Source organism: Bradyrhizobium sp. WSM4872, from assembly GCF_055811715.1.
Genome location: NZ_JBVVPT010000009.1, coordinates 173,169 through 197,636 on the forward strand (window position 1 = coordinate 173,169; position 24,468 = coordinate 197,636).

24 protein-coding genes, 1 tRNA gene and 1 riboswitch are annotated in these 24,468 nt (G+C 64.9%); of the genes, 16 read left to right on the top strand and 9 right to left on the bottom strand.

The window, feature by feature from the left end; translation table 11 throughout:
* Positions 1–159: 159 nt before the first annotated feature.
* Positions 160–234 (bottom strand) — tRNA-Gln (locus tag AC0L3C_RS15455).
* Positions 235–488: 254 nt separating this feature from the next.
* Here AC0L3C_RS15455 and AC0L3C_RS15460 point away from each other — a divergent pair.
* Positions 489–2,267, top strand: coding sequence for an acyl-CoA dehydrogenase (locus AC0L3C_RS15460; RefSeq protein WP_473408393.1), 1,779 nt, complete (start codon positions 489–491; stop codon positions 2,265–2,267).
* Positions 2,268–2,358: 91 nt separating this feature from the next.
* Here AC0L3C_RS15460 and AC0L3C_RS15465 read toward each other — a convergent pair whose 3' ends face one another.
* A complete protein-coding gene (locus AC0L3C_RS15465; protein WP_473265195.1) occupies positions 2,359–3,600 on the bottom strand; it encodes an MFS transporter in 1,242 nt (413 codons plus the stop codon).
* Between the two features lie 247 nt (positions 3,601–3,847).
* Between AC0L3C_RS15465 and AC0L3C_RS15470 the strand changes: the two genes are divergently transcribed.
* From AC0L3C_RS15470 to AC0L3C_RS15505, 8 genes are all read left to right on the top strand, one after another.
* Entirely contained in the window at positions 3,848–4,609 is a 762-nt protein-coding gene (locus tag AC0L3C_RS15470) for an enoyl-CoA hydratase-related protein (protein WP_473265194.1), read from the top strand.
* Positions 4,610–4,687: 78 nt separating this feature from the next.
* Entirely contained in the window at positions 4,688–6,346 is a 1,659-nt protein-coding gene (locus tag AC0L3C_RS15475) for a bifunctional metallophosphatase/5'-nucleotidase (protein ID WP_473265193.1), read from the top strand.
* 134 nt (positions 6,347–6,480) lie between these two features.
* A complete protein-coding gene (locus AC0L3C_RS15480) occupies positions 6,481–7,410 on the top strand; it encodes a histone deacetylase family protein (RefSeq protein ID WP_473281404.1) in 930 nt (309 codons plus the stop codon).
* A gap of 74 nt (positions 7,411–7,484) precedes the next feature.
* Positions 7,485–7,736: an exodeoxyribonuclease VII small subunit gene (locus tag AC0L3C_RS15485; RefSeq protein WP_007594646.1), complete on the top strand. Its 252-nt coding sequence runs from the start codon at positions 7,485–7,487 to the stop codon at positions 7,734–7,736.
* 593 nt (positions 7,737–8,329) lie between these two features.
* Entirely contained in the window at positions 8,330–10,258 is a 1,929-nt protein-coding gene (gene dxs / locus AC0L3C_RS15490; protein ID WP_473265191.1) for a 1-deoxy-D-xylulose-5-phosphate synthase, read from the top strand.
* 33 nt (positions 10,259–10,291) lie between these two features.
* Complete coding sequence (locus AC0L3C_RS15495) at positions 10,292–10,846, top strand: nucleoside 2-deoxyribosyltransferase (protein WP_473408394.1); 555 nt, start codon at positions 10,292–10,294, stop codon at positions 10,844–10,846.
* Between the two features lie 26 nt (positions 10,847–10,872).
* Complete coding sequence (locus AC0L3C_RS15500) at positions 10,873–11,607, top strand: TlyA family RNA methyltransferase (RefSeq protein WP_473265189.1); 735 nt, start codon at positions 10,873–10,875, stop codon at positions 11,605–11,607.
* On the top strand, positions 11,600–12,847 hold the full coding sequence (locus tag AC0L3C_RS15505) for a class I SAM-dependent RNA methyltransferase (RefSeq protein WP_473408395.1): 1,248 nt from the start codon (positions 11,600–11,602) through the stop codon (positions 12,845–12,847). Before AC0L3C_RS15500 ends, AC0L3C_RS15505 begins: the two co-directional genes overlap by 8 nt.
* A gap of 5 nt (positions 12,848–12,852) precedes the next feature.
* Here the strand turns inward: AC0L3C_RS15505 and AC0L3C_RS15510 are convergent, their stop codons facing one another.
* A complete protein-coding gene (locus AC0L3C_RS15510; protein ID WP_473408396.1) occupies positions 12,853–13,455 on the bottom strand; it encodes a hypothetical protein in 603 nt (200 codons plus the stop codon).
* Between the two features lie 168 nt (positions 13,456–13,623).
* Here AC0L3C_RS15510 and AC0L3C_RS15515 point away from each other — a divergent pair, with 168 nt between their 5' ends.
* A complete protein-coding gene (locus AC0L3C_RS15515) occupies positions 13,624–14,682 on the top strand; it encodes a class I SAM-dependent methyltransferase (RefSeq protein ID WP_473265186.1) in 1,059 nt (352 codons plus the stop codon).
* Positions 14,683–14,897: 215 nt separating this feature from the next.
* Here the strand turns inward: AC0L3C_RS15515 and AC0L3C_RS15520 are convergent, their stop codons facing one another.
* Both AC0L3C_RS15520 and AC0L3C_RS15525 read right to left on the bottom strand, forming a co-directional pair.
* On the bottom strand, positions 14,898–15,530 hold the full coding sequence (locus AC0L3C_RS15520; protein ID WP_473265208.1) for a hypothetical protein: 633 nt from the start codon (positions 15,528–15,530) through the stop codon (positions 14,898–14,900).
* A gap of 167 nt (positions 15,531–15,697) precedes the next feature.
* Positions 15,698–16,567 (bottom strand): DUF1194 domain-containing protein, encoded by an 870-nt coding sequence (locus AC0L3C_RS15525; protein ID WP_473265184.1) that lies wholly within the window; start codon positions 16,565–16,567, stop codon positions 15,698–15,700.
* A 259-nt stretch (positions 16,568–16,826) separates the two neighbouring features.
* A riboswitch (Fluoride riboswitch) is annotated at positions 16,827–16,904 on the top strand.
* A 135-nt stretch (positions 16,905–17,039) separates the two neighbouring features.
* Here AC0L3C_RS15525 and AC0L3C_RS15530 point away from each other — a divergent pair.
* The 5 genes from AC0L3C_RS15530 to clpS are packed head-to-tail and all read left to right on the top strand — an operon-like array spanning position 17,040 to position 19,787.
* On the top strand, positions 17,040–18,251 hold the full coding sequence (locus AC0L3C_RS15530; protein ID WP_473408397.1) for an MFS transporter: 1,212 nt from the start codon (positions 17,040–17,042) through the stop codon (positions 18,249–18,251).
* Between the two features lie 7 nt (positions 18,252–18,258).
* Positions 18,259–18,657, top strand: a complete 399-nt coding sequence (gene crcB / locus AC0L3C_RS15535; protein WP_473265207.1) for a fluoride efflux transporter CrcB — start codon at positions 18,259–18,261, stop codon at positions 18,655–18,657.
* Positions 18,658–18,663: 6 nt separating this feature from the next.
* On the top strand, positions 18,664–19,092 hold the full coding sequence (crcB, locus tag AC0L3C_RS15540) for a fluoride efflux transporter CrcB (protein ID WP_473408398.1): 429 nt from the start codon (positions 18,664–18,666) through the stop codon (positions 19,090–19,092).
* 4 nt (positions 19,093–19,096) lie between these two features.
* The gene (locus AC0L3C_RS15545) at positions 19,097–19,438 is read left to right on the top strand and encodes a DUF190 domain-containing protein (RefSeq protein WP_473408399.1); all 342 of its coding nucleotides are present in this window, start codon (positions 19,097–19,099) and stop codon (positions 19,436–19,438) included.
* 43 nt (positions 19,439–19,481) lie between these two features.
* A complete protein-coding gene (gene clpS / locus AC0L3C_RS15550) occupies positions 19,482–19,787 on the top strand; it encodes an ATP-dependent Clp protease adapter ClpS (RefSeq protein WP_007594672.1) in 306 nt (101 codons plus the stop codon).
* Positions 19,788–19,790: 3 nt separating this feature from the next.
* Here the strand turns inward: clpS and AC0L3C_RS15555 are convergent, their stop codons facing one another.
* From AC0L3C_RS15555 to fabI, 4 genes are all read right to left on the bottom strand, one after another.
* Positions 19,791–20,981 carry an adenylate/guanylate cyclase domain-containing protein gene (locus tag AC0L3C_RS15555; protein WP_473265180.1) on the bottom strand — a complete coding sequence of 397 codons (1,191 nt, stop codon included), beginning with the start codon at positions 20,979–20,981 and terminating at the stop codon, positions 19,791–19,793.
* Positions 20,982–21,061: 80 nt separating this feature from the next.
* A complete protein-coding gene (gene aroC / locus AC0L3C_RS15560) occupies positions 21,062–22,150 on the bottom strand; it encodes a chorismate synthase (RefSeq protein WP_473408400.1) in 1,089 nt (362 codons plus the stop codon).
* A gap of 184 nt (positions 22,151–22,334) precedes the next feature.
* Positions 22,335–22,934: a histidine phosphatase family protein gene (locus AC0L3C_RS15565; protein ID WP_473408401.1), complete on the bottom strand. Its 600-nt coding sequence runs from the start codon at positions 22,932–22,934 to the stop codon at positions 22,335–22,337.
* A 13-nt stretch (positions 22,935–22,947) separates the two neighbouring features.
* The gene (gene fabI, locus AC0L3C_RS15570) at positions 22,948–23,763 is read right to left on the bottom strand and encodes an enoyl-ACP reductase FabI (protein WP_473265177.1); all 816 of its coding nucleotides are present in this window, start codon (positions 23,761–23,763) and stop codon (positions 22,948–22,950) included.
* Between the two features lie 172 nt (positions 23,764–23,935).
* Between fabI and AC0L3C_RS15575 the strand changes: the two genes are divergently transcribed.
* Positions 23,936–24,424: a sigma-70 family RNA polymerase sigma factor gene (locus AC0L3C_RS15575; RefSeq protein WP_007594679.1), complete on the top strand. Its 489-nt coding sequence runs from the start codon at positions 23,936–23,938 to the stop codon at positions 24,422–24,424.
* Positions 24,425–24,468 lie beyond the last annotated feature (44 nt).

The window sequence follows — 24,468 nt, forward strand, 5'->3', positions numbered from 1 at the left end:
TCGGCCTATCATCGCTCGACTTCGGTACGCAAAATACAAAAGGTGGACAGTTGTACTCAGAAGAATGTGCACGAAGAACCTGAGTGCAACTGAGCCTTTCGGACGGCCTGCGATCGCACTTCGGATCTTTTCATATCGCATTGATATAATTACACAACCTGGCTGGGGCGGGAGGGATCGAACCTCCGAATGGCGGAATCAAAATCCGCTGCCTTACCGCTTGGCTACGCCCCATCAGGCCCTGGGGAACGGCGGCGACAGGAGCGTCCGCGGATTCCCTCGAGTGGTGCCGGTCTATAGGGAGAGGCGCGGCATTTCAACCGCCCGGAGGGGCAAAATACCACAGGGGCCGGTGGCGCCGCGTCATGCCTTATATGAGCGCTACGCCAGCCCGTTGCCGACGGGCGTTCCGCCACCCCTCCTGACAGTTGAGACCTCCCCCGTTTCATGGGAATACGGCGGCCAAGAACTGTCCATGGGAGTGAGCCATGACCTACCGCGCGCCGATCTCTGACATGCTGCTGTCGCTCACCCACGGCGCCGGCCTGAAGGCTGCCATGGAGGCCGGCCATTACGGCGATTTCGACGGCGATATCGTGAGCGCCGTGCTGGAGGAAGCCGGCAAGTTCGCGACCGACGTGCTGGCGCCGCTCAACAAGGTGGGCGACGAGCACGGCATCAAGCTCAGCGACGGAAAGGTCACGACCGCGCCGGGCTGGCCGGATGCCTACAGGCGCTGGACCGAGGGCGGCTGGAACGCGGTCTCCGGCCCCGAGGATTTTGGCGGCCAGGGCCTGCCGCTCGCGATCAACGCCGCCTGCACCGAGATCTGGAGCGCCGCCAACGTCGCCTTCGGCCTCTGCCCGTTGCTGACGGCGTCGGCGATGGAGGCGCTGGACGCGCATGGCAGCGACGAGTTGAAGAAGACCTATCTCGAGAAGCTCGTCTCTGGCGAATGGACCGGCACGATGCAGCTGACCGAGCCGCAGGCCGGCTCCGATGTCGGCGCGCTGCGCACCCGCGCCGAGAAGCAGGCCGACGGCACCTATCGCATCAAGGGGACGAAGATCTTCATCACCTATGGCGAGCACGACATGACCGACAACATCGTGCATTTCGTGCTGGCGCGTCTGCCGGACGCGCCCGCCGGGACCAAGGGGATATCGCTGTTTCTCGTTCCCAAATTCATGGTCAACGAAGACGGCTCGCTCGGTGCGCGCAACGACATTTTTGCCTCCGGCGTCGAGCACAAGCTCGGCATGCATGCCTCGCCCACCTGCACCATGACCATGGGCGATCATGGCGGCGCGATCGGCTTCCTGGTCGGCGAAGAGAACCAGGGCATGCGCTGCATGTTCACGATGATGAACCAGGCCCGCCTCGGCGTCGGCCTCGAAGGCGTCGGTGTCGCCGACCGCGCCTATCAGCAGGCATTGTCGTACGCACAAGAGCGCAAGCAGGGCCGTGCCCTCGGCAAGAAGGGTGACGGCTCCGATGCGATCTTCGTGCATCCCGACGTCAAGCGCATGCTGATGCGGATGCGGGCGCAGACCGCGGCGGCCCGCACCATCTGCTATGCGACCGCGGTGGCGATCGACGTCTCGACGCGCGCCAGGGATCCGAAGGTCCGCGCCGACGCTGCCGCGCGCGCGGCACTGCTGACGCCGATGGCCAAGGGCTATTCCACCGATGTCGGCAACGAGGTCGCCTATCTCGGCGTGCAGGTGCATGGCGGCATGGGCTTCATCGAGGAAACAGGCGCGGCGCAGCACTATCGCGATGCGCGCATCACCGCGATCTACGAGGGCACCAACGGCATCCAGGCCATCGACCTCGTCACGCGAAAACTCGCGACCAACGGCGGCGCAGCGGTGTGGGCGCTGCTCGACGAACTCTCGGCCATCGTGAAGCAAGTCGAAGCCTCCAACGATCCCGCCTTCGGCACCACGGGCGTTAAATTGCGCGAGGCACTGGAGGCGCTGACGCGCACCAGCAAATGGCTGCTGGAGCGGGTTGCGTCCGCGCCGAACGAGGCGCTGGCCGGCGCGACGCCGTATCTGCAACAGTTCGGCGCCACGCTCGGCGGCTGCATGCTGGCGTCCGAAGCGCTCGCCGCGAAATCCGATGGCATCACGGACGCCGCGCGCTACGTCTCGCTGGCGCGCTTCTTCGCCGAGAACATCGCCGTGCAGGCCGGCGCGCTCGAGCGAACCGTGACGGAGAGCGCGGAGTCGGTCGCGGCGGCGGATGCGGTGCTGTTGGGGTAGCTGGGACGCGTAGCCTGGATGGAGCGCAGCGCAATCCAGGGCCGTCATCGTTCGTGGCACGAATCCCGGATTGCGCTGCGCTCCATCCGGGCTACGAAGCCGCGAGCTTCGTGCGTCTCCCCGGCCGCCACAGCACCACGCCCGCCGCCACCAGATCTAGCACCACGCACATCGCAAACGCGCTCGTGTAGTTGCCGGTGACGCTGCGCACGAGGCCGACGATGCCGGGGCCGAAGGCGCTGACAATGCCGCTGATCGACGTGCCCAGTCCCATCGCGGCGGCGAAGGCGCTCGCGCCGATCTCGCGCTGGATGATCAAGGGCGGGAACGTGATCATGTTGCCGATCGAGAAACCGTAGACGGCGCAGCACACGAGCAGCACGGTCGGGTTCGTGCTTTGCAGAAGCACGAACAGAGCCGCCGCCTGGCTCGTCATCGATGCCGCGCAGGCGAGCCGCGGATCGAGCCGGTCGACGAACAGGCCGAGCGACAGCCGCCCGACCACAGCCATCGCCGCCATGATGGTGACGGCAAGGCCCGCACTGGCGCGGCCGATCAGCGGTTCGAGGAACGTCACCTGGTGGATGATGAATCCCATCTGCGCCAGCAGCGCGACCGCGATCGGCAGCACCATGGTCCAGAACGCCGGATTGGCGAGCAGCGTCTTGCGCGAGTGAACCGCAGGCACGGCGGTGCCGCCAGCGGATGAATCCCCACCCGATGTCGGCGGCATTTCGGTTCGCCAGCCGGTGAAGATGACCACCACCGGCAGCACCAGCACCACCATCGCGAGCGTGGCCGCCAGCATCGCGGAACGGAAGCCGATGCTGGCGCTCAGCGACAGCAGCAGCGGCACGAGGACGATGCCGCCGCAGGTCGCGCCGTTGTAGGCGAGACTGAGCGCGAGCCCGCGGCGCCGTTCGAACCAGGAGTTCAGCACGGTCGCGATCACCACCGTGCCCATGCCGGTCCAGCCGACCGACATCAGCGCGTAAGCGAGATAGAGCTGCCAAGGCGTCTGCAGCAGCGCCAGCAGCACCGTCGAAGCGCCGAGCGCCGACAGGCCGCACAGGATCAGCGACCGCAGCCCGATGCGGGCGAGCAGATCGTCGGTGAAGATGACGAGGACCGCAGTCAGGAGAAAGGAGAAGGTGCTGGCCGCGGAGACCAGCGTGCCCGGCCAGCCATGGGCGCGCTGCAGTTCGGCGAGATAGACGCCCTGGCCGTAGAGGCCGAAGCCGAACATGAAGAAAGCCATCAGGAAGCAGGCCAGCACGACGCGCCAGCCGCGATAGTGCAGCGAGGATTCGTCAACACGAGTGGCGGTACTCATCAATCGGGCAATCCGCCAAATGGAACGGCGCGAGGCGATCGTGCACCACAACCAAGGGGTTTTTCAAATGAAAAAGGTAGCTGATTGTTGCAACGCGCAGCACGGCGGGGAGCGTGATGCGCCCCTCTCACGCGGATTCGCTCTCCAAAAGGTCGCGCGAGCGCATTGGCACGCCTGCAAGATGATGTAGGCTGACGTTTCGCGAGTCTAGCCAATGTCAGTATCGCGGTGACCGCAGGGGCCCCTCATGCCGAATGGCAATATCGTCGTCACCGAAGAGCGCGGAACGCGCGTTATCACCCTGCGTCGCCCGAGCAAGAAGAACGCGATCACGCAGGACATGTATCGGGAGATGAGCCGCGCGATCGACACCGCGCAGAACAATCCCGATATCCGCTGCATGATCATCACCGGGGGCTCCGGCGTGTTCACCGCCGGTGACGACATCGACGATTTCATGCACGCCGACACGTCGCGCCCCGAGACGCTGTCCGACGGTGCCAAGTTTCTCTATTCGCTCGCCCTCAACGCCAAGCCGGTGATCGCGGCCGTGGACGGCGCGTCGATCGGCATGGGCACCGTGATGCTGTTCCATTGCGACTATGTGCTGGCCTCGAACGCGGCGACGTTCTCCGCGCCCTACATCCATCTCGGGCTCGTGCCGGTCGGCGCGTCCAGCCTCTTGATGCCGAACACGATGGGCTATCAGCGCGCCTTCGCCATGCTGGTGATGGGGCGGACTTTTACGGCCGCGGAAGCGCATGCCGCCGGCTTCGTCAACACCGTGGTCTCGCCGGGTCATACCGAGGTCGAGGCGCGCAAGGTGGCGCGCGATATCTGCCGGCTCCCCGCCGAAGCGGTCGCGACCTCACGCAAACTGCTGCGCGTGGCATCCGAGGAGCTCACCCGCCGCATCGATCAGGAGGCCCATTTGTTCGGTGAGCGGCTGAAGTCGGAAGAAGCCACCGCCGCCTTCAACGCGTTTGCGAACAGGAAGAAGAAAAAGTAGGGTGCCGCCCGGCGCCTCGCCCCGGAATGCCGCGATAACTTTCGTGAAATCTTCGTGCGGAACGACTAGTCTGGTTCCATGCGACATGTTCTCCGCCTGACTATCTTCGCGCTCGCGCTCGCCGTGCCGCCCGCGTCCGCCCAAACCGCCGCACCCGTCGAGCTGCGCATCCTCGCGATCAACGATTTCCACGGCAATCTGCGCCCGCCGCCGGGCGGCATCCGGATCAGCGATCCCGAGGACAAGTCCAGGAAGGTGATGGTGGCGGCCGGCGGTGCCGAATACATGGCGACGCTGGTGAAGCAGCTGCGCGAAGGACACAAGAACACGATCTTCGTCGCCGCCGGCGACCTGATCGGCGCAAGCCCGTTCCTGTCGGCGATGTTCCACGACGAGCCTTCGATCGAGTCGCTCTCGATGATGGGGCTCGCGATCAGTTCGGTCGGGAATCACGAATTCGACGAGGGCAAGACCGAGCTGTTGCGGATGCAGAACGGGGGCTGTCATCCCGTCGACGGCTGCCAGGGGCCGCATCCCTTCACGGGCGCCAAATTCCGCTATCTCGCGGCGTCCACCATCGAGACGGCGACGGGCAAGAGCGTGCTGCCGCCTTACGAGATCAGGGAGTTCGAAGGCATCCCCATCGCCTTCATCGGGCTGACCTTGAAGGACACCGCGGGCATCGTCTCGCCATCGGGCATCACGGGCCTCGAATTCCGCGACGAAGCCGAGACGGTGAACGCGCTGGTGCCGCAGCTGAAGACGCGTGGGGTCGAGGCGATCGTGGTGCTGATCCACCAGGGCGGCGAGCCGGCCGGCGACTACAATGAATGCCCTGCCATCACCGGGCCAATCGTCGACATCGTGAAGAAATTCGATCGCGCCGTCGACGTCGTCGTCAGCGGCCACACTCATCGTGCTTATGTCTGCGATATTGACGGGCGCCTCGTCACCAGCGGCGACAAATACGGTACGCTGGTCACCGCGATCGACCTCAAGCTCGATCCGGCAACCCGCGACATCGTCAGCGCCAGAGCCGAGAACGTCATCGTCGCCAATGCCTCGCTGCCCAGGGATCCCGAGCAGACCGCATTGATCGATGCCTACGACAAGCTTTCGGCGCCGATCGCCAATCGCCCGGCTGGATCGGTGACACAGACGCTGTCACGCGTGCCGAACGAAGCCGGCGAAAGCGCGCTCGGCGACGTCATTGCGGACGCGCAGCTCGCCGCGACCAGGGACGCCAAGGACGGCGGCGCCGTCATCGCGCTCACCAATCCCGGCGGCATCCGCACTGACATCGTTCCAAAGGAGAACGGCGCGATCACCTTCGGCGACGTTTTCGCCAGCCAGCCGTTCCGCAACCGGCTCGTCACCATGACGGTCACGGGCAGCCAGCTCAAGGACATGCTGGAGCAGCAATGGCTCGACCCGAAGCGGCCGCGGATTCTCCAGGTCTCGAACGGGTTCAGTTATGCCTGGGATGCGGCGAAGCCATACGGCGAGCGCGTGATCAACGAGAAAATGACGCTCAATGGCAGGCCGATCGAAGCCGGAAGCGGCTACCGCGTCACCCTCAACGATTACCTCGCAGTCGGTGGCGACGGCTTTACCGTCGCCAAACAAGGCACGGGGCCGCAATATGGCGGCTACGACGCCGACGCGCTGTTCGCGTTCTTCAGGGCGCACGGACCGATCGGGCCGCTGCCGCTGAGCCGCATCCTGCGCGTGAATTGATCCGGGTCAAACGGGCCGGTCCGGGACCACCCTTTGCCATTCCCGGGGGAACGCATAGATTGGGTTTTGCATTTGCGTTTTGGCGCCGGATGCGCCAAGCGACGTCGAGAGCCCGCATCCCATGAGGCCGACTGATGAGTACGCTTCTCCTCTCCCACAAGGCCTGCCTCGACCACGTCACGCCGCCTGGACACCCTGAAAGGCCGGACCGCCTGCGCGCGGTGGAGGAGGCGCTGTCGCATGAGCGCTTCCAGTTCCTGGTACGCGACCAGGCGCCGGAGGGCGATCTCGACCTCGTCACGCTCTGCCACAACGAGCACTACGTGACGGAGCTGCGCCACATCGCGCCGACCAGCGGACAGGTCTATGTCGATGGCGACACCTCGATGTCGCCTGGCACGTGGGAAGCGGTGATGCGCGGCGTCGGCGGCGCGGTCGCGGCGACCGAAGCGGTGATGGCGGGCGAGCATCGCAACGCTTTCGTCGCGGTGCGCCCGCCCGGCCACCACGCCGAGATCGGCAAGCCGATGGGCTTCTGCTTCTTCGACAACGTCGCCATCGCCGCGCGCCACGCGCAGCGCAAATACGGCATCAAGCGCGCAGCCATCGTCGATTTCGACGTGCATCACGGCAACGGCACGCAGGACATCTTCTGGTCGGACCCGACCGTGATGTACTGCTCGACGCACCAGATGCCGCTGTTTCCGGGCACCGGTGCCAAGAGCGAGCGCGGCGACCACGACACCATCGTCAACGCGCCGCTCGCCTCCGAGGACGGCGGGCCGGAATTCCGCATCGCGTTCGAGAATCTGATCCTGCCGCAGCTCGAAAAATTCAGCCCGGAGCTGCTCGTCATCTCTGCAGGCTTCGACGCGCATTATCGCGATCCGCTGGCGTCACTGAATTTGCGCGCGGAGGATTATGCCTGGGTCACGCGCAAGCTGATGGACCTCGCCGACAAGACCGCCGGGGGACGCGTTGTTTCTGTGCTTGAGGGCGGCTACGACCTGCAAGGATTGAAAGAATCTGTTACGGCGCATGTCGGCGCCCTGATGGGCGCCTGACGCACCCCGCCACATTGCGCCCGCAAAACTTTGCTTTCTCCGACGTGAAGCGAATCGGGCAATCGGAAACTTATATGGCCGAAAATACCCAAATCGACATCTCCAGGCTGACCTTCGAACGCGCCATCGAGGAGCTCGAAACCATCGTGAAGCGGCTCGAGGACGGCAAGGTGCCGCTTGAGGAATCCGTGACGATCTACGAGCGCGGCGAGGCCCTGAAGCGTCGCTGCGAGGAGTTGCTGCGCCAGGCCGAGGCGCGCGTCGACAAGATCACCACCGATGCCAGCGGCCAGGCCACCGGCACCGCGCCGCTCGACGTCCAGTAAGGGGCGCCTTCAAAGCCGCCTCTCTCACGCAGCGGGAACCGGTAATTCTCATGATCGCACGCCGTCGTCGGGCGTCGCTGCTGCCTGATCCCAGGGAACCGGCGCTCTGAAGGTCACGGAACCTCCCTCACGGGCCCTCGCCCTCCTGAATCCGTCCAAAAATAGCTTGCCCGCGCCAAAAACCTTGCCGAGGAACCGGCCAAGCTTGGAACCCTTCCGTTGACGCCAGGATTAACCACTCTGGCCCGCGGGTTGCAGGTGCATGGCCGTAATCGGCGGAGCGGGTTGGCTTTGGCCCAAGCTTTGGTGTAAAGCTGCGCGGAGTGTGGCTTTTTGTAAGCCTTGCGTGGGCACTGATTACCAACGACAAGCGCTTCAAACTGCTGATGAATTGGCTGGATGGACGAAGCCGATCTAAGTGACAGGGATCACAGAGACTGAACCGGAGAGCACTTAAGCTCACCTAAGCTTGAAGACGGGGCTTTGCCCCATGCAGGTGGCTCCGACGGTTTAAGGACTCGCGCTGCGCCGATATTGTGCAAACCCATCGCGCACCGGAATGACCTTCCGGCGCTGACAAATTGGAAATCGCCGTGAACGCATACAGTAAAACGCCGCTTCTCGACACCATCCGGACGCCGGACGACCTGCGCAAGCTCAAGATCGAGCAGGTTCGCCAGGTCGCCGATGAGCTGCGTCAGGAGACCATCGATGCCGTCTCGGTGACCGGCGGTCACTTCGGCGCGGGCCTCGGCGTGGTCGAACTCACCACTGCGATCCATTACGTCTTCGACACCCCGCGCGACCGGCTGATCTGGGACGTCGGCCACCAGGCCTATCCGCACAAGATCCTCACCGGCCGGCGCGATCGCATCCGCACGCTGCGCACCGGCGGCGGCCTCTCCGGCTTCACCAAGCGCAGCGAAAGCGATTACGATCCGTTCGGCGCCGCGCATTCCTCGACCTCGATCTCCGCCGGCCTCGGCATGGCGGTCGCGCGCGACCTCTCCGGCGGCAAGAACAACGTTATCGCCGTGATCGGTGACGGCGCGATGTCGGCGGGCATGGCCTACGAGGCCATGAACAATGCGGGCGCGATGAACTCGCGCCTGATCGTCGTCCTCAACGACAACGACATGTCGATCGCGCCGCCGGTCGGCGCGATGAGCGCCTATCTGTCGCGGCTCTACTCGGGCAAGACCTATCGCACGCTGCGCGATGTGGCCAAGCAGATCAACCAGCGCCTGCCCAAGATCCTCGCCAACCGCGCCAACCGCGTCGAGGAATATTCCCGCGGCTTCATGATGGACGGCGGCACGCTGTTCGAGGAGCTCGGCTTCTATTACGTGGGTCCGATCGACGGCCACAACCTCGACCATCTCCTGCCCGTGCTGAAGAACGTGCGCGACATGGAGACCGGCCCGATCCTGGTTCACGTCGTGACGCAGAAGGGCAAGGGCTACGGCCCTGCGGAAGCCTCCGCCGACAAGTACCACGCGGTGGTCAAGTTCGACGTCGCGACCGGCACCCAGGCCAAGTCCAAGCCGAACGCGCCGGCCTATCAGAACGTGTTCGGCCAGAGCCTCGTCAAGGAAGCGGAGAAGGACGACAAGATCGTCGCCATCACCGCGGCGATGCCCTCCGGCACCGGCGTCGACATCTTCAACAAGGCGTTCCCGGACCGCACCTTCGACGTCGGCATCGCCGAGCAGCACGCAGTGACGTTCGCCGCCGGTCTCGCCACCGAAGGCTACAAGCCGTTCTGCGCGATCTACTCGACCTTCCTGCAGCGCGGCTACGACCAGATCGTGCATGACGTCGCGATCCAGAGCCTGCCGGTGCGCTTCGCCATCGACCGCGCCGGCCTCGTCGGCGCCGACGGCGCCACCCATGCCGGTTCGTTCGACAACGCCTATCTCGGCTGTTTGCCGAACATGGTCATCATGGCCGCGGCCGACGAAGCCGAGCTGGTGCACATGGTCGCGACCCAGGTCGCGATCAACGATCGTCCGAGCTCGCTGCGCTATCCGCGCGGTGAAGGCCGCGGCATCGAGATGCCCGAAATCGGCATTCCGCTCGAGATCGGCAAGGGCCGCATCGTCCGCCAGGGCAGCAAGATCGCCCTGCTCTCCTTCGGCACGCGCCTCGCCGAATGCGAGAAGGCCGCCGACGAGCTCGCAGCCCACGGCCTTTCGACCACGATCGCGGATGCGCGCTTCATGAAGCCGCTGGACACCGAGCTGGTGCTCAAGCTCGCGCGCGACCACGAGATCCTGATCACGATCGAGGAAGGCTCGGTCGGCGGTTTCGGCTCGCATGTCGCGCAATACCTGACCGATCAGGGCGCACTCGACAGCGGCCTGGTGCGGTTCCGCACCATGGTGCTGCCCGACGTGTTCCAGGACCACGATACCCCGGCGGCGATGTACGGTCGTGCCGGTCTCGATGCCAAGGGCATCGTCGCCAAGGTGTTCGAGGCGCTCGGCAAGGATGTTAAGGCCGAGACGGTCAAGCTCGCCTAAAAGCGAGCTTCGACCTTCCGCGAAGCAGCTCTGATGAAAATCTATCTGGCAGGCCCCGACGTGTTCCTGCCAGATGCGGTCGAGATCGGCCGGCAGAAGGGTGCCATCTGTGCCGCAAACGGCCTCACCGGCCTCTATCCGCTCGACAACGAGATCGACCTCGCCGCTCCCGACGCCTCGCGGCAGATCTTTTGCGGCAACGAGGCGATGATGGACGCCGCCGATGCGATCATCGCCAACCTCACGCCGTTCCGCGGCGCCGGCGCCGATCCCGGCACCGTCTACGAGCTCGGCTATATGGCCGGCCGTCACAAGTTCTGCCTCGCCTATTCCAATGACGGCGCCGCCTATGCCGATCGTGTCGGTCGCTTCATGGACGTGACGTCCGAGGAGGGACGGCTGGTCGACGCGCAGGGGCTGACGGTCGAGGATTTTGGCCTCGTCGACAATCTCATGATGATCCACGCGCTGGAGCTGCATGGCTGCCCGCTGGTGACGCCGGCGCAGATGCCGATCGACGTCTGGCACGATCTGGCCGCGTTTGAGCCTTGCGTCCGGATGGCGGCCGCGCGATTGATCGCTACATAAGCGCCTCAGGCGTCTTTGGAGAGATGATGTCCCCTGCCCGCAAGCGCGCGGATGTTCTGCTGGTCGAGCGCGGCCTGTTCGAGAGCCGGGCGCGGGCGCGCGCGGCGATCGAGGCCGGGCTCGTCACCGCCGACGACAAGCAGGTCGCAAAGCCGTCGGAGACCATCGCCGAGGACGCCGTGATCCAGGCCGAGCCCGCGCACCCCTACGTCTCCCGCGGCGGCGTCAAGCTCGCCGGCGCGCTGGAGCGCTACCCGATCGAGATCGAGGACCATGTCTGCCTCGACGTCGGCGCGTCCACCGGCGGATTCACCGAGGTGCTGCTGGCGAACGGCGCGAGTCTGGTCTTTGCCGTCGATGTCGGCACCAGCCAATTGCATCCCTCGCTGCGCAGGCACTCCAAGATCGTGTCGATGGAAGAGACCGACATCCGCGCCTATGACGGCAAGCGTTTGCCGGCGCGGCCCGATGTCGTCGTGATCGACGTCAGCTTCATCTCGCTCAAGACGGTGCTGCCCGTGGCGCTGTCGCTGGCCGCCGCGCCGATGAGCCTGCTGGCGCTGATCAAGCCGCAATTCGAGGCGGAGCGGAAGCACAACAAGAAGGGCATCGTCCGCGACGCCGCCGTGCACCGCGAGATCTGCGAGGACATCGCAGCCTTTGCTGCCTCGCTAGGCTGCACCGATATCGAGGTGTTCCCGTCGGCGATCACCGGCGGCGACGGCAACATCGAATTCTTCCTGGGCGCGCGCCGTGGTTGAGCGCGTGACGATCGATCACGTCGGCCATCGCGGCGACGGCGTCTCGCTCCACGCCGGCGACGCCATATATGTGCCCTACACGCTCGGCGGCGAGACCGTTGAGGTCGATCATGTCGTCGGCAACCATCCCGACCGCCGCAAGCTGCTGGCGGTGGATGTCGCCAGCCCCGAGCGCGTCGCGCCGTTCTGTCCGCATTTCGGCGTCTGCGGCGGCTGCGCGATCCAGCACTGGGCGACTGAACCGTATCACGCCTGGAAGCGCGGCATCGTGGTCGAGACCCTGGCCCAGGCCGGCATCGACTGCGAGGTGGCGTCGCTGGTCGATGCCCACGGTGCGGGGCGCAGGCGCATCACGTTGCACGGCCGGTTCGTCACCCATGACATCCTCAAGGTCGGCTTCTCGGCTGCCAGCTCGCACGACGTCATCCCGATCGATCGCTGCCCGATCCTCGATCCCGGGCTCGAGGGTGCACTCGATGCCGGTTGGGCGCTCGCCGAACTGCTGACGTCCAGAATGTCAGTAACGAAACCGCTGGACATCCAGGTCACCGCAACCGCCAACGGTCTCGACGTCGACGTGCGCGGCTCCGGCCCGCTGCCAACCCCGCTCGTGACGGCGCTGTCGCGCGTCGCCGAGCAGCACCGTCTGGCGCGGCTGACACGGCATGGCGAACTGGTGCTGCAACGCCTGGCGCCGACCGTGAAGATGGGCCGTGCTGAAGTGACTCTGCCGCCGGGCTCGTTCCTGCAGGCAACCGTTGCTGGCGAAGAGACGCTGGCCGCGCTCGTCGCGGAGCGCATCGGCAAGGCCAAGGAGGTGCTCGATCTCTTCTGCGGCGTCGGGCCATTCGCTCTGCGGCTTGCAGAGAAGGCGCGCGTCACGGCCTACGACAACGATGCCGGTGCGGTCGCAACCCTTGCGAAAGCCGCGCGCACGCCCGGCCTCAAGCCGATCAGGTGCGAGCCGCGCGACCTGTTCCGCCGCCCTCTGGTGCCGCAGGAGCTGCGCGATTTCGATGCAGTGGTGTTCGATCCCCCGCGCCAGGGCGCGCAGGCACAGGCGCTGAAGCTCGCCGCCAGCAAGGTGCCTGTGGTGGTCGCGGTCTCCTGCAACGTCGGGACATTTGCCCGCGACGCGCGGCTGCTGATCGATGGCGGCTACAACATCGACGTAGTCGTGCCGGTGGATCAGTTCCGCCACACGCCGCATGTCGAGCTCGTTGCGAAGTTCACGCGCTAGACTAGTTAGCGCCGAAGGCCACTCAACGCCGGCGACTCGCCAGGCAGCATGTTCGATCTGAGATCGCTATCCATGCGGCCCGAATCCTGCTGGGTGAACCCGGCCCCGAACGACAGGCTGAGGTTGGAGGTCGGCTTGAACTCGACACCCGCAAATGCGCCGTAGCCGGGCGAGGCGCTGGAGGTGAGCGGCGCAAGCGAGCTGCCGATGCCGTTGCCGTATTTCAGGGTGTCGAAACCGGCAAAGAACGTGACAGGCATGCCGCCCGCCGTCTTGGTGTTGTAGCCGAACTGCGTGCTGTCGTAGGAGAGCGCGCTGAAATTGCCGCTCAGTCCGGCCGGGCTGAGGCCGCTCCAGTTGAGATTGCCATGCTGGCTGACGACAAAGAAGCCGTTCGCAAAATTGCTGCGGCCGCTTGCGTCGCCGCCATTGAAGCTCGGGAAATTGCCGTAGCTGTCGGCGCTCTGGCCGGCGACGCCGCCGAAGCCGAAAGGTCCGCCGGGGATCCAATATTGCAGGGGTGCGCCTTGCGCATGAGCCGGCGCTTCGCCGAGGCAGAGCAGGGCAAGAAAAACCGCGAGACCGCAAGAGCGTGTAAGCCTGGACATCCAAATAACCGTCGAAAAGCTTGCGAATTATACCCACCAGACATCATGAATGCCAGCATAGCGACACCAGTCTTCCCTTGAGTTCCGGGATCACGTTTTCCTGCCAGTTTGAACTTCCCGCATGCCGGATTGACCCACCTAAGGGGGCGCGTCAGCACGGAGGCTGTCATGGAGGTCAATTCCGACAGGTTGAATGCCTTTATGGGCAAGATGGTCACCGAATTCGGTGCGGCGATGAATGCGTCGCTGGTCCTGCTCGGGGACAAGCTCGGTCTCTACCGTACCCTTGCCGCCAAGGGACCGATGAACTCGTCCGAGCTCGCAAACGCCACCGGGACGGCGGAGCGCTACGTCCGCGAATGGCTCGCAAGCCAGGCGGCGTCCGGCTACATCGAATACGATTCCGCTTCGGCAAAATTCTCGATGCTGCCGGAGCAGGCGATGGCGCTTGCCGATGAGGACAGTCCGGTGTTCCTCGGCGCGTTCGGCAATGTCATTGCCTCGGCGTTTCTCGACGAGCCGAAGGTCTCGGACGCATTCAAATCCGGCAAGGGCGTCGGCTGGAACCGGCGCAGCGAATGCCTGTTCTGCGGCACCGCCCGCTTCTTCCGCACCGGGTACATGCACCATCTGGTGCAGGAATGGCTGCCCGCGCTCGATGGCGTCGTGGACAAGCTGAAGCGCGGCGCCAAGGTCGCCGATGTCGGCTGCGGGCACGGCGTCTCGACACGGCTGATGGCGGAAGCCTTCCCGAACTCCCGCTTCTACGGCTTCGACTATCACGAGGGTTCGATCGAGGCCGCGCGAAAGGCGGCCACCGAGGCCGGATTGGGCGACCGGGTCAGCTTCGCTGTTCATTCCGCCAAGACCTATCCGGCCGAGGGCTATGATCTCGTCTGCTTCTTCGATTGCCTGCACGACATGGGCGATCCCGTCGGCGCCATCGGCCACGTGCGCGAGACCATGGCAAAGGACGGCACCTGCATGCTGGTCGAGCCGTTCGCAGGCGACCGCCTCGAGGACAATCTCAACCCGGTCGGGCGGGTCTATTATGCGGCATCGACCATGATCTGCACGCCGGCCTCGCTCGACCAGGAGGTGGGCCTCGGACTGGGCGCCCAAGCGGGCGAGGCAAGGCTGCGCAACGTCGCGCGAGAGGGCGGACTGACGCGCTTCCGCCGCGCTGCTGAAACGCCCTTCAATCTGATTCTGGAGGCGCGGATCTGATCTTCCTCATTCCGGCGCGTGGCTGCGGCATATGGTCATGCCGATGCTACAGCCACGCCTGGCGCCGCCATCCTTGCCTCGCTCGCGCCGCAACGTAAGTTGGCCGCCGCAAATGATCGGCAATGGCGCTTTGACGCCCGCCTGCGACGTCTTGCGTCAGATCGACCGGCAATTGAAGGCGCTGACGCGGTCCAGCGAGCAGCAGCCGTGATCGGCTACGCCGTCTTGTCCACCGAGGACGACGTGTCGGACGGCGGTAATTTCGTCACCCCTACCTGGAAAGATTTGTTTCCAACCTGGAAGATGACCTTGCCGTTCTTTCCGTCGTCCGTCGATATCTGCGTTTGTCCGAACATGACCACGTTCTTGTAGACGATGCCGGTGCCCTGCCGGGTGACGCCGTCGATGGTGGTCGTGACCAGCGCCTCGTTGCCGGTGATGGAGACGACCCGGAAGCTCGCGCTCTTGTTGTTGTCGGCCGAATAGCCACCCCAGCTTCCGATGAGACGGCTTTCGGAGGCGGGCGGCGCCTGTTTTTCAAGTGATGCACTGGCCTGACCGCCGCCGGCGGAGAACACGAGCGCCGCATTCTTGCCGTTCTTGGTCCCGATCGTGACCGAACCGAAGCTGATGGTTGCACCGTCGACCTTGCCAAAACCACGTTCGGTGTGCCCGTTATGGGTGTATTCCACCTGCGCGCGGGCGCCGCGGATGTTCACGACCTTGAAGCCGACGGCCTGATTGTTTCCCGCCCAATTGCCCTTCCATTCACCGAGCAGGTTGCTCTGGTGATAGACCCGCTCGCTGGCAGGAGAAATCTGGCTGGTGCTCTGCGTGACGATGGCCATTGGTTGCTCGGCGGACCAGTCTGACAAACCCGCCTTCGTCTGCGCGCCGGCCAGCAATATCAGGTCATTGACGGAAACAATTGGATTAGGGCCACCCACCGATTAACGAACGGTTAAATTCAACCGCGGGACGAAGCCAACAAATGTCGTGATCGGAGGTGGCGCATCTAGCGACCCCAGCGGTCCGACCAGATCTTCTCGCCGATCATGCAGTTCACACGCGGCTCCTTGTCCTTCTCCGCAACCCGCATCACCGGGCGCTCCGGCATACGGCCCGCAACCTCCATCAAGAGCTTGGTGCGGATGGCTTCCTTGAACTTGTCGCGGTCCTTGATCGTGATGACGAAGGAACCGGGGCCGCCGATGACGCAATCCTCATAGTAGAAATCGAGATTGTCGATATCCATGGTCGAATAGGACGGCTCCTTGACCATGATCGGCAGGCCGTTGATCACGATGCCCTTCTCGATCGCTGCGTCGCGCGCAATCGCGACCGGAGTTCCATTGTTGTTGGGACCGTCACCGGAAATGTCGATCACACGACGCAAGCCCCGATAGGGATCCTCGTCGAACAGCGGCATCGCGAAACTGATCGCGCCGGAGATCGAGGTGCGCGAGGCGCGCCGGATTGGCGTCTTCAGGATTTCGGCGGCGACGGCATCGGCGGTCTCCGGTCCGTCGATCAGGCGCCAGGGAATGATGATCTTCTGGTCGGTCGAGGCGGCCCATTCGAAATAAGTCACCGCGATGCGGCCGTTCGGACCCAGCTTCAGCGCCTGCAGGAATTCCTTCGACTGGATCGCCTGCGCATAGCCTTCACGCTGGATTGCGAGCTCGTCCATGTCCATGGAGTAGGAGACGTCGACAGCGAGGATCAGCTCGACATCGACCGTCTGTGCGTCCCTGTCGGCTGCTTGCCGCTGCGGCTGAATTTTAGGCGACTCGAATTTGGGTCCTGGTGCCGCGATGCCCGCGACGTCCCCTCCGGCAAACATGCCGGTCACCAGCACAGCCCCGATCGAGAACAGCAAGCGCATCGCAGCCTCCCGTCGTATGACGCGATGGTGACATGCAATCGCCTTGCCGCAAAGTCCGAAGATCGCTTGCGCTTCACATTCCAGTTAGGGATTTGCGCGTTAGGACTTGCGGGTCGGGGATTGCGAAGCATCACGCAAAGCTGCCGCCATGTTGCCGCGCTCGCGCCGCGGACTGCGCGATCGTGCGCTCCCGGAAGAACGGGCCACGGGACAGAGCACCCCGCCCACTTGTCCGGCGCCATTTCCATGCTAGGCTGACGACACAGATGGGGATGGAGTCCCCCGACAACCGCCCGGCTGCCTGTGACCGTAGTGGGCTGGTGACTCCTGCTTGAGGAGGGGCAATTTTCAGGCCTCTGTCTTCGGCGGGAGCATGGACAAACCCGCCGCTGGCGGGTTTTTTGTTGCCTGGTGCGAAGGCCAAGGAGAGGTCGAGCAGAGGTCAAGCAGAGGCCGAGGAGAAGTCCTGGACGTGACGACGACAACACCGAATGCTGCGCGTGCGGGGCTGCCCAGGGGAATCTGGGTGCTCGGTTTCGTCTCGATGCTGATGGACGTCTCTTCCGAGATGATCCACGCACTGCTGCCGGTCTATCTTGTCACCGTGCTCGGCGCCTCCACGCTCACCGTCGGCTTCATCGAGGGCATTGCGGAGGCGACCGCCTCGATCACGAAGATCTTCTCCGGCGCGTTGTCCGACTGGCTCGGCCGGCGCAAATTTCTCGCCGCGCTCGGCTACGGGCTCGCCGCGCTGACAAAACCGCTATTCCCGCTTGCCCCAAGCGTCGGATGGCTGGTTGCCGCGCGCTTCATCGACCGCGTCGGCAAGGGCATTCGCGGCGCGCCGCGCGATGCACTGATCGCCGATATCGCACCTATCGGTTTGCGCGGCGCGAGCTTCGGCCTGCGTCAGTCGCTCGATACGATCGGTGCGTTCGTCGGGCCGCTCATGGCGATCGGGCTGATGTGGTGGACGGCGGACAATTTTACGATGGTGTTCTGGGTGGCCGTGCTGCCGGGCTTCCTGTCGTTCGGACTGATCGCGTTCGCGGTGAGCGAGCCGGAGCCGGACCCAAGCCGAGAGCCGTCAAGGAATCCGCTGAATACCGCCGCGATGCGCCAGCTCGGGTCCGTGTACTGGCGCGTGGTCGCGGTCGGCGTCGTGTTCACGCTGGCGCGCTTCAGCGAGGCCTTCCTGATCCTGCGCGCACAGAACATCGGGCTCAATGCGATGTGGGTGCCGGCCGTGCTGGTGCTGATGAACATCGTCTATGCGTTGTCGGCCTATCCGGCCGGCGCACTCTCGGACCGGATCAACCGCACCGGCCTGCTCGCGCTTGGCCTCGTCTTCCTCGCCGGCGCCGATCTCGCGCTCGCGCTGCTGCCGAACCTTGGGGGCCTCGCCCTCGGCGTCGTGCTGTGGGGACTGCATATGGGATTGACGCAAGGCCTGCTCTCGGCCCTCGTCGCCGACGCAGCGCCACCGGGCTTGCGCGGCACCGCGTTCGGCTATTTCAACCTGTTCACCGGCCTTGCCATGCTGGCCGCAAGCGTGATCGCCGGCGCACTGTGGGATGCCTATGGTCCGGCCGGCACGTTCCTGGCGGGGCTCGGCTTCGCCCTCGTCGCGCTCACAGGGCTGTTCGCCGTCGGCAACGGGCTGGCAATGGAGGAGAAACGATGACGGGGGGCTGTTCGCCGTGCTGAGCGGAGTGCTTGCGATCATGATCGGCAGCGTGCTGGGCGGCTGCGCGCGCTATTTTATCTCCGGCGTGATCGCCCGGCGGCTGGGCGAGACGTTTCCGTGGGGCACCGTGACCATCAACGTCACCGGCGCCTTTCTGATCGGCATTTTTGGCGCATTGGCGACCCATCCGGGCTCGGTCTTCGCCGCGCCCGATCCATGGCTGTTCGCGGTCACCGGCTTTCTTGGCTGCTACACCACGGTGTCCTCGTTCAGCCTGCAAACGCTGACGCTGGCGCGCAACGGCGAGGCGATGCACGCGCTCGGAAATGTCGCGGTCTCGGTCGTGCTCTGCCTCGCGGCCGTCAGTTGCGGCTTCCTCCTCGCGGACACTCTGGGAGGCTAGCGGCAGATGAAGTCCCCCTCCTCTGCCGATCGCTGGCGCACCGCGACGCTCTATGCCTGGATTGCCGCCGGCAGCATGGTCGGCGGGCTGACGCGCTATCTGGTCGGGCTTGCGCTCGACACCGGCCCCGGCTTCCCCGTCGCGACGCTGTTCATCAACGCCACGGGCTCGCTGATCATCGGCTTCTACGCGACGCTGACCGGGCCCGACGGCCGCCTGCTGGCGCGGCCCGAGCACCGGCAGTTCGTCATGACCGGGTTCTGCGGCGGCTACACGACCTTTTCAACCTTCAGCCTCGAGACCTTCCGCCTGTTCCACGGCGGCATGAAATACACGGCGCTCGCCTATATCGCGGCGTCCGTCATTTGCTGGCTGGTGTCGGTATGGGCAGGCCATATGATGGCCAGCGGCACCAACCGCTTGCGAAGGAGCTGACACCATGCAAATCCCCAATCAGGCAGTTTCGCTCCGGATCTTCATTGGCGAGAGCGACCATTTCGACGGCAAGCCGCTCTATGAAGCGATCGTGATGACGGCGCGCGAGCGGCATCTGGCCGGCGCCACCGTGCTGCGCGGCCCGATGGGCTTCGGCAAGTCGAGCCGGCTGCACACTTCGAAGATTCTGCGGCTCTCGGAAGACCTGCCGCTGCTGATCGAGATCGTCGACAGCGAGGACACCATCAATGCATTCCTGCCCATCCTGGATGGCATGATGTCGAGCGGCCTGATCACCTTGGAGAAGGTGCAGGTCCTGCAATATGGTGAGAAGGCCGCGCGCTGAGCGCGCCGGCAGGAACCGGAGCCCGCCATATCCGGGAGGCGGAATGAACGATACCGTTGCCAAACCGAAAACCAGGACGAAGACCAAGGTCGAGCGGCCGAAGCTGCACAAGGTCATCCTGATCAACGACGACTTTACGCCCCGCGAGTTCGTCACGATGATCCTCAAGGCCGAATTCCGCATGACCGAGGATCAGGCCTACAAGGTGATGATCACCGCCCACAAGCTCGGCGCCTGCGTCGTCGCGGTGTTCACCAAGGACGTCGCCGAGACCAAGGCTACCCGCGCAACGGATGCCGGCCGCACGAAGGGCTATCCCCTGCTGTTCACCACGGAGCCGGAGGAATAGTGCTCAGTCGACTAGCGCCGGCGTCTCCTCAGTCAGCCCGTACACGCGCTGCGCCTTTGAGAAGCCCGCAATCGGAAATTCGCCGAGTTCGTGCCAGTCGTGGCGACAGACATTGGCGAAGCCCTCCGAGGCGACGACGGTCCGTCCCAGGCGACCCGTGATCTTCTCGAGCCTGGCGGCAAGGTTCACGGCGGGGCCGATGCAGGTGAAATCGAGGCGGTTGCCGCCGCCGATATTGCCGTAGAGGATGTTGCCGACGTGAAGCGCGACGCCGAAGCGGAAGCGTTCGACGACGTCGCCGACAGGATACGCGAGCGCCTCGACGCTGGCGCGGGATTCGCGCGCCGCCTCCAGCACCCGCGTGCAGACATGCGCGGCATCGCCGACATATTCGTCGATGGGGAATACCGCGAGCAGGCCGTCGCCCATGAACTTCAGCACCTCGCCGCCATGGCCGCGGATCGCGGCGACCTGGCAGTCGAAATAATGGTTGAGGATCTCGACCACGGTCTCGGCCGGCAGCCGGTCCGACAGTGCGGTGAAGCCGCGCAGATCGGAGAGCCAGATCGCAGCCTGCATGGTGTCGTTGTGGCCGCGGCGGATTTGACCGCCAAGGATGCGCGCGCCGGCACGATTGCCGACATAGGTGTCGAGCAGCATCTCGGCGGTGCGGCGCAGGCTGATGATCTCGGTGATGCGCGCGAGCGGTTTGATGATCGCGTGAATCGCCGCGATTTGGTCATCGCTGAAGCCGCCTGGATGGCGCGTGGTCCAGCTCGTCGCGTGGACCGAGCCGTCGAGAAACTGCATTGGCGTCGCGACGTAGTCGGTTACGCCTTCGGCACGCATGTCGTCGAAAAAAGGGAAATGCTTGCTGCCGGGATCGTCCATGCGTCCCCGCACCTCAAGTCCCTGCTCGAACACGACCCGCAGCGGACTTCTGGCGAATTCCGGCGTCTCCAGGATCTCGAAATCGACCGTGCCGATCTCGACCTCCTCGCCCTCCCGCCAGATGAAGTTGCGGCCGAAAATTTCGGGATGCAGCGTGCGGATGAAGATGCCGAACCGCCATAGCGGCAGACCGGCCGCGACCATCCGTTCGCAGGCTTCCGCCGTCATCTCGGCCGGGGTCTTCGACGACCAGGCGCCGTCGATCAGCCAGCTGGTGATACGTTGGAGCTCGGAGCTTTCCATGTCGGCATTTGCGGACGAAGTTGTGGGATCGTCAAGCTGCGCGGTGGGCTAGTGGCGCGATACAAGCGCCTCGCGCAACGCTAGCGCCCGACCTGGCCGCGGTCGCGCAGGAAATGATCCGCCAGCACGCAGGCCATCATGGCTTCGCCGACGGGAACGGCGCGGATACCGACGCAGGGATCGTGGCGGCCCTTGGTCATGATCTCGGTGTCGGCGCCGTTGCGATCGACGGTGAGACGCGGCTGCAGGATCGACGAGGTCGGCTTGACCGCGAAACGCACCACCACCGGCTGCCCCGTGGAGATGCCGCCCAGCACGCCGCCGGCATGATTGGACAGAAAACGCGTGCCGTCATTGCCGGTGCGCATCTCGTCGGCGTTCTCTTCGCCGGTCAGCTCGGCCGCGCCAAAGCCGGCGCCGATCTCGACGCCCTTCACCGCATTGATGCTCATCATTGCGGAGGCGAGCTCGGAATCGAGCTTGGCGTAGATCGGAGCGCCAAGGCCGGCCGGCACACCTTCGGCGACGACCTCGATCACCGCGCCGATCGAGGAGCCGCTCTTGCGGATGCCGTCGAGATAGGTCTCGAAGAACGCGGCCTTGTCCTTGTCGGGGCAGAAGAACGGATTCTTCGCGATCTCGTCCCAATCCCACTTCGCGCGGTCGATCTTGTGCGGCCCCATCTGCACCAGCGCGCCGCGCACCTTCACGTCGGGCAGCACCTTTCGCGCGATCGCGCCGGCGGCGACGCGCGTCGCGGTCTCGCGCGCCGACGAGCGGCCGCCGCCGCGATAGTCGCGCAGGCCGTACTTCGCTTCATAGGTGAAGTCGGCATGACCAGGGCGAAACTTGTCCTTGATCTCGGAATAGTCCTTCGAGCGATGGTCGGTGTTCTCGATCAGGAGCCCGATCGGCGTGCCCGTCGTCACCTGCACGCCGGTCTCGGGATGCGCCATCACGCCGGACAGGATCTTGACCTGGTCCGCTTCCCGACGCTGGGTCGTGAAGCGCGACTGGCCGGGCCGGCGGCGATCAAGGTCGCCCTGGATGTCGGCCTCGACGAGCGGGATCATGGGCGGGCAGCCGTCGACCACGCAGCCGATCGCCACCCCATGGCTCTCGCCGAAGGTCGTGACGCGGAACATATGGCCGAAGGTGTTGAAGGACATTCGTATCTAACTCGTAAGTCAGTGCTGACTTAACTCGCCCTGAAATTGGGGTCAAATGCCCGACACAGTCGTCATGGCCGGGCTTGTCCCGGCCATCCACGTTCTTGGCCCACAAGCGCAAAAAGGGCGTGGATGCCCGGGACAAGCCCGGGCATGACGGCGGAGGACGCGGAAGCGAGCCGCCTTAACTGAACTTCTCCAGTCGCCCGTCCCGGAACACGTAGACGGCGCCCTGCTCGATGTAGAGTTCGGCGGCGCTCGCCGGCGTCTCCAGGCCGAGTGAAACCATCAGGGCCCGGCAGGTCCCACCATGGGCGACCGCGACGGTGTCGGTCCGGAGCTGGTCGTACCAGGCGCGCACGCGGACCTGGACATCGGCGTAAGTCTCCCCGCCCGCGGGGCCCACCGTCCATTTGTCAGCGAGGCGCCGGGCGTAGATCTCGGGATCGGAGGCCTCGCTCTCGGCCAGCGTCAGTCCCTCCCAGGAGCCGTAGCCGATCTCACGCAGGCGATCGTCGAGCGTATAGTCCGCAGTCAGCAGTTCGAGCTTGCTCCGCGCCAGTTCCATGGTCTCTCGCGCGCGGCCAAGCGGACTCGACACGTAGGGTAACGCGGCCTTGTCGCGGCCCTCGCGCTTGAAGAGATCGGCGAGAATGCCGCCGGCCTGCACAGCCTGACCGCGACCGCGTGCGTTCAGCGGAATGTCCTTGATGCCCTGAAGCCTCCCGAGCGCATTCCACTCGGTCTCGCCGTGGCGAAGGTAATAGATCGTGGGCACGGGCATTGCTGGGTGAAAGTTAGTCCTTCCCGCCGAACGAAATGTCCGGCGCGTCCGGGCGCTTCATGCCGAGCACGTGATAGCCGGAATCGACGTGGTGCACCTCGCCGGTGACGCCGCGCGAGAGGTCGGAGAGGAAATACAGCGCGCTGCCGCCGACGTCTTCCGTGGAGACGTTGCGCCGCAGCGGTGCGTTGGCTTCGTTCCATTTCAGGATATATCTGAAATCGCCGATGCCGGACGCCGCGAGGGTCTTGATCGGCCCCGCGGAGATCGCGTTGACGCGGATGTTCTTCTCGCCGAGATCGGCGGCGAGGTAACGCACGCTCGCTTCGAGCGCCGCTTTCGCAACGCCCATGACGTTGTAATGCGGCATCCACTTCTCGGCGCCGTAATAGCTGAGCGTGATGAGCGAGCCGCCGTCGGCCATCAGCTTCTCGGCGCGCTGCGCCACGGCCGTGAACGAGTAGCAGGAGATCAGCAGGGACTTCGAAAAATTCTCCTGCGTGGTGTCGACGTAGCGGCCGTCGAGCTGCTCGCCATAGGCGATCGCATGCACCAGGAAGTCGATCTTGCCCCACTTCTCCTTCAGCACCGCGAAGGCCGCATCGATGGTCGCGGCATCGGTGACGTCGCAATGGCCGAGCACGAGCCCGCCGATCTCGGCGGCGAGCGGCTCGACGCGCTTCTTCAGCGCATCGCCCTGATAGGTGAAGGCGAGCTCGGCGCCGGCCGCGTGGCATGCCTTGGCAATGCCCCAGGCGATCGAGCGGTTGTTGGCAACGCCGAGGACCACGCCCCGCTTGCCCTGCATCAGACCTGAATTCTGCGCCATTTGCTAACGTCCCGTCGAGCTCCCGGTGAGGTTTGGAGGTACACCAGCCCTCCCTTGCGGTACAGTCCTAATACGCGGCGTTAACGCTGTTTCAAGCGCCGGAATAGCCGTTCCGCTCGGGTGTTATGATCGTTGTGGCGCTCGCGCCGAACATCAGGACGTCAAGACCGCAATGAGTGCGTTTCGCCAGAGCGTTGAAGCCATGATCCCGGCGTTGCGCCGCTACGCCCGCGCGCTTACGCGCGAGGCGGATGCGGCCGACGATCTGGTGCAGGATACGCTGGTGCGGGCGCTGCGTTCGGAGCGTCTCTTCCTCGGGGGCGACGTCAGGAGCTGGCTCTATACGATCCTGACCAACCTGAACAAGAACCGGCGGCGCTCGCTGGCACGGCGGCCGCAATTCATGCAGCTGACGGAGAACAATCCGGATGCCAGCGGGACCGAAGCCGAAGGGCGCGATATCGAGAGGGCGCTGGCGACGCTCGTCGAGGAGCAACGCTCGGTGCTGCTGCTGGTGATGCTGGAGGGCATGAGCTACCGCGAGGTCGCCGACATCCAGGGCGTGCCGATCGGCACCGTGATGTCGCGCCTGGCACGCGCCCGCGCCCACGTCAAAGCCTCGCTGGAGGGTGAGCGCCCGGCGCTCAGGCGGGTGAAATGATGGCAGGATTGATGCATCGCCCCGGTCGCTTCTCCTGCATGGCA